3 protein-coding genes and 1 pseudogene are annotated in these 3,767 nt (G+C 72.4%); 1 reads left to right on the top strand and 3 read right to left on the bottom strand.

Going from position 1 to position 3,767, the window contains the following annotated elements:
- The coding region (locus DKT68_RS25525) for a gluconeogenesis factor YvcK family protein (protein WP_236647068.1) at positions 1-330 on the bottom strand (330 nt) is incomplete at its 3' end.
- On the bottom strand, positions 327-1,229 hold the full coding sequence (gene rapZ, locus DKT68_RS25520) for an RNase adapter RapZ (RefSeq protein ID WP_109819922.1): 903 nt from the start codon (positions 1,227-1,229) through the stop codon (positions 327-329). The genes DKT68_RS25525 and rapZ, both read right to left, overlap by 4 nt.
- 415 nt (positions 1,230-1,644) lie before the next feature.
- Between rapZ and recQ the strand changes: the two genes are divergently transcribed.
- Positions 1,645-3,495, top strand: a complete 1,851-nt coding sequence (gene recQ / locus DKT68_RS25515) for a DNA helicase RecQ (RefSeq protein WP_109819921.1) — start codon at positions 1,645-1,647, stop codon at positions 3,493-3,495.
- A gap of 66 nt (positions 3,496-3,561) precedes the next feature.
- Here the strand turns inward: recQ and DKT68_RS25510 are convergent.
- A pseudogene (locus DKT68_RS25510) lies at positions 3,562-3,767 on the bottom strand (C39 family peptidase); the annotation flags it as partial.

The raw sequence follows: 3,767 nt of genomic DNA, 5'->3' as shown, positions 1-3,767 counted from the left end.
GTGCGCGGACCCGCCGTCCTCGCCGCCGGCCGCCGGGTCCGCGCACGCCCCCGCGTCCGCGGGCGCGGCGGCGAATCGGTGCTGGAACAGCCCGGCGCTACGCCGCGTGGCCGGGTGGTCACCGGCCAGCGCGACCAGGGCCTGCCGCAGGTCGCCGGGGGGCAGGCCACCCCGTTCGGCGCGCAGCCGGCCGCTGGACCCGCCGTCGTCGCCGACGGTGACGACCGCGGTGATGTCCAGGTCGAGTTCGGGGGCGCACTGGCGCAGCGCGCGCAGCGAGGCGGAGAGGCCGTGCCCGCCGCCGAACGCCACCACCCGACGGGCCGTCATTCCCGCCCCAGGTCGCGGTGCTGGGCGTTGGCCGCCAGCCCGGACTGGCGCAGCCGGCCAGCCAGCTCCTCGGCGATGGCCACGCTGCGGTGCTTGCCGCCGGTGCAACCCACGGCGACGGTCAGGTAGCGCTTGCCCTCCCGCTCGAAGCCGGTGGTGGTGGCGTTGACCAGGTCGGAGTACGAGGCGAGGAACGCGTCCGCGCCCTCCTGACCCAGCACGTACGCGCTGACCGCCTCCTCCCGCCCGGTGTGGTCGCGCAACTCCGGGACCCAGTACGGGTTGGGCAGGAACCGGGCGTCCAACACGAAGTCGGCGTCCGGCGGCAGGCCGTACTTGAAACCGAACGACAGCACGGTCACGCGCAGCCGGCGGGCGTCCTCGCCGCCGAACAGTTCCTCGATGCGCCGCCGGAGCTGGTTGACGTTCAGGTGGCTCGTGTCGATGATCACGTCGGCCTGGTCGCGGGCCTCCTCGAGCAGCCCGCGCTCCACGGCGATGCCGTCGGCGAGCCGCCCGTCGCCCTGCAACGGGTGCGAACGCCGCACGCTCTCGAACCGCCGGATCAGCACCTCGTCGTCGGCGTCGACGAAGACCACCCGGGGTGAGAAGCCGCGCTCCTTGAGCTCGCGGATCGCCCCGGCCAGGTCTGTGGAGAAGGCGCGCGACCGCACGTCCAGCACCATCGCGGTACGCCGGGCCGCGCCACCGGCCTTGAACGCCAGCTCGGCCATGTCGAGCATCAACGCCTGCGGCAGGTTGTCCACCACGTAGTAGCCGACGTTCTCCAGCGCTCGGGCGACCGTGCTGCGGCCGCCCCCGGAGAGCCCGGTGACCACCACCAGGGTGGTCTCGGACTCGGCCGTCGGCTGCCCGTCGGTGGCCACCGGGACGTCGATCCGGTCGCCGGCTGTGCGCGCCTCGCTCACCCGTACCCCCAAGCCGTGGCGCCGCGGCCGCTCTCGGCCGCGATTGGTCAATCAGCGACTCTATCCCGCCGCCCGGCGAACGTCGGGCACCCGTCGGGGGTCGGAGGGCAGTCGACGGCCGCGGGTCGCCCTCCCGACAGCCTCCACCCTTGATAGCGATCTGTTACCCTCAATACGCTCTTTGTGATCGCCGCCGGTCAGGCCAACATCTGCGCGGGTGCCATGCACGGCGCGTTCATCCCACCACGATGTCGACGACTCGACGCGCCGCCCCGCGGGTTGGCCAACCGGTCCAGCCAGCCCGGCTGACCGCGCCGCACGCCCGACGCGCCGCCGTCGGGTGCGCCGGGCGTGCGCTGTCGGGGAGGGCTCGTAGACTCCGCGGATGGCTTCCCCCACCGACCTGCGTACCGAGGACGCGCTGCCGGTGCTGCGCCGGGTGTTCGGCTACGACGCCTTCCGCGGCTTCCAGCGGGAGGTGATCGACCACGTGGTCGGCGGCGGCGACGCCCTCGTGCTGATGCCCACCGGTGGCGGCAAGTCGCTGTGCTACCAGATCCCCGCCCTCGTCCGCGACGGCGTGGCGGTCGTCGTGTCCCCGCTGATCGCGCTCATGCAGGACCAGGTGGACGCGCTCACCGCGGTCGGCGTACGGGCCGGCTTCCTCAACTCGACCCAGACGCTGGACGCCCGACGGCGGGTCGAGGCAGCCTTCCTGGCCGGCGAGCTGGATCTGCTCTACCTGGCCCCGGAGGCGCTCGGCGGCCGGTCCACCCTCGCCCTGCTCGACCGAGGCCGGATCGGCCTGTTCGCGATCGACGAGGCGCACTGCGTGTCCCAGTGGGGGCACGACTTCCGCCCCGACTACCTGGCGCTGTCGATGCTGCACGAGCGGTGGCCGGAGGTGCCCCGCATCGCGCTGACCGCCACCGCTACCAGCGCCACCCGCACCGAGATCGCCACCCGGCTCAAGCTCGACGACGCCCGGCACTTCGTGGCCAGCTTCGACCGCCCCAACATCCAGTACCGCATCGTCCCGAAGCGTGAGCCGCGCAAGCAGTTGCTGGCCCTGCTGCGCGACGAGCACCCCGGCGACGCCGGGATCGTCTACTGCCTGTCCCGCGCCTCGGTGGACAAGACGGCCGAGTTCCTCACCGCCAACGGCATCGCCGCGCTGCCGTACCACGCCGGGCTCGACGCGGCCACCCGCGCCACCAACCAGCAGCGCTTCCTGCGCGAGGACGGCCTCGTGATGGTGGCCACCATCGCCTTCGGCATGGGCATCGACAAGCCCGACGTCCGGTTCGTCGCCCACCTCGACCTGCCCAAGTCGGTCGAGGGCTACTACCAGGAGACCGGCCGCGCCGGCCGGGACGGGCTGCCGTCGACCGCCTGGCTGGCGTACGGCCTCCAGGACGTCGTCCAGCAACGCAAGATGATCGAGACGTCCGACGGTGACCTGGCGCACCGCCGCAACCTCGCCGCGCACCTGGACGCGATGCTCGCGCTCTGCGAGACGGTGCGCTGCCGGCGCGTCCAACTGCTCGAATACTTCGGCGAGTCGGCAACGGCGGCCTGCGGCAACTGCGACACCTGCCTCACCCCGCCGGAGTCGTGGGACGGCACGGTCGCCGCCCAGAAGCTGCTCTCCGCCGTCTTCCGCCTCGACCGCGAGCGCAACCAGCGGTTCGGCGCCGGGCACTGCATCGACATCCTGCTCGGCAAGCAGACCGACAAGATCAGCCAGCACGGCCACGACTCGCTGACCGTCTTCGGCATCGGCACCGAGCTGAGCGAAGCCGAGTGGCGGGGCGTCGTCCGGCAGTTGCTCGCCGAGGGGCTGCTCGCCGTGGAGGGCGACTACGGCACGCTGGCGCTGACCGATGCGAGCGCCGACGTACTCGGCCGCCGCCGCACCGTGACCATGCGCCGTGAGCCGGAGAAGCCGGCGTCGAGCCGGTCGGCCAAGCCGCGCGGCTCCGCCACCGTGGTCGCCGACCTGGATCCGGCGGCTGCGTCGATCTTCGAGCGGCTGCGCGCCTGGCGGGCGACCACCGCCAAGGAGCAGGGCGTTCCGGCGTACGTGATCTTCCACGACGCCACGCTGCGGCAGATCGCCGGCGACGCGCCCGGCTCACTGGCCGAACTGTCCAAGGTCAGCGGTGTCGGTGAGAACAAGCTCGCCAAGTACGGCGAGCAGATCCTGGCCGTCCTCACCGAGGACGCGCCAGCCTGACCGGGATGTGACGAAGGGCCGGACCCCGGTTGGGGTCCGGCCCTTGCCTGTGTGTGTTGTGGGTTGTCAGCTGGTGGCGTAGCCGCGGGTGGCGATCCAGTCGGCGAGGTGCTCGACGGTGACCTCGTAGGAGGCCGTGTTCGGATCGGCGGAGTCGGCGATCTTCACGATCGTGCCGTTGTCGCGGTAGCCGACCACGCTGATGTAGTGCCCACCCTCGAAGGAGTGCACGCCACCGTCGGTGTCGGTGCTGGTGCCGGCGATGTTGGCCA

Source organism: Micromonospora acroterricola (assembly GCF_003172955.1).
In the GTDB taxonomy this organism is placed as follows: Bacteria; Actinomycetota; Actinomycetes; order Mycobacteriales; family Micromonosporaceae; genus Micromonospora; species Micromonospora acroterricola.
The sequence above is the reverse complement of the archived record's forward strand: the minus strand, read 5'-3'. Positions and strand labels throughout refer to the sequence as shown.

Coding starts and splice junctions, on each gene's coding strand:
- recQ (WP_109819921.1), top strand. CDS start 1,645: ATGGCTTCCCCCACCGACCTGCGTACCGAGGACGCGCTGCCGGTGCTG.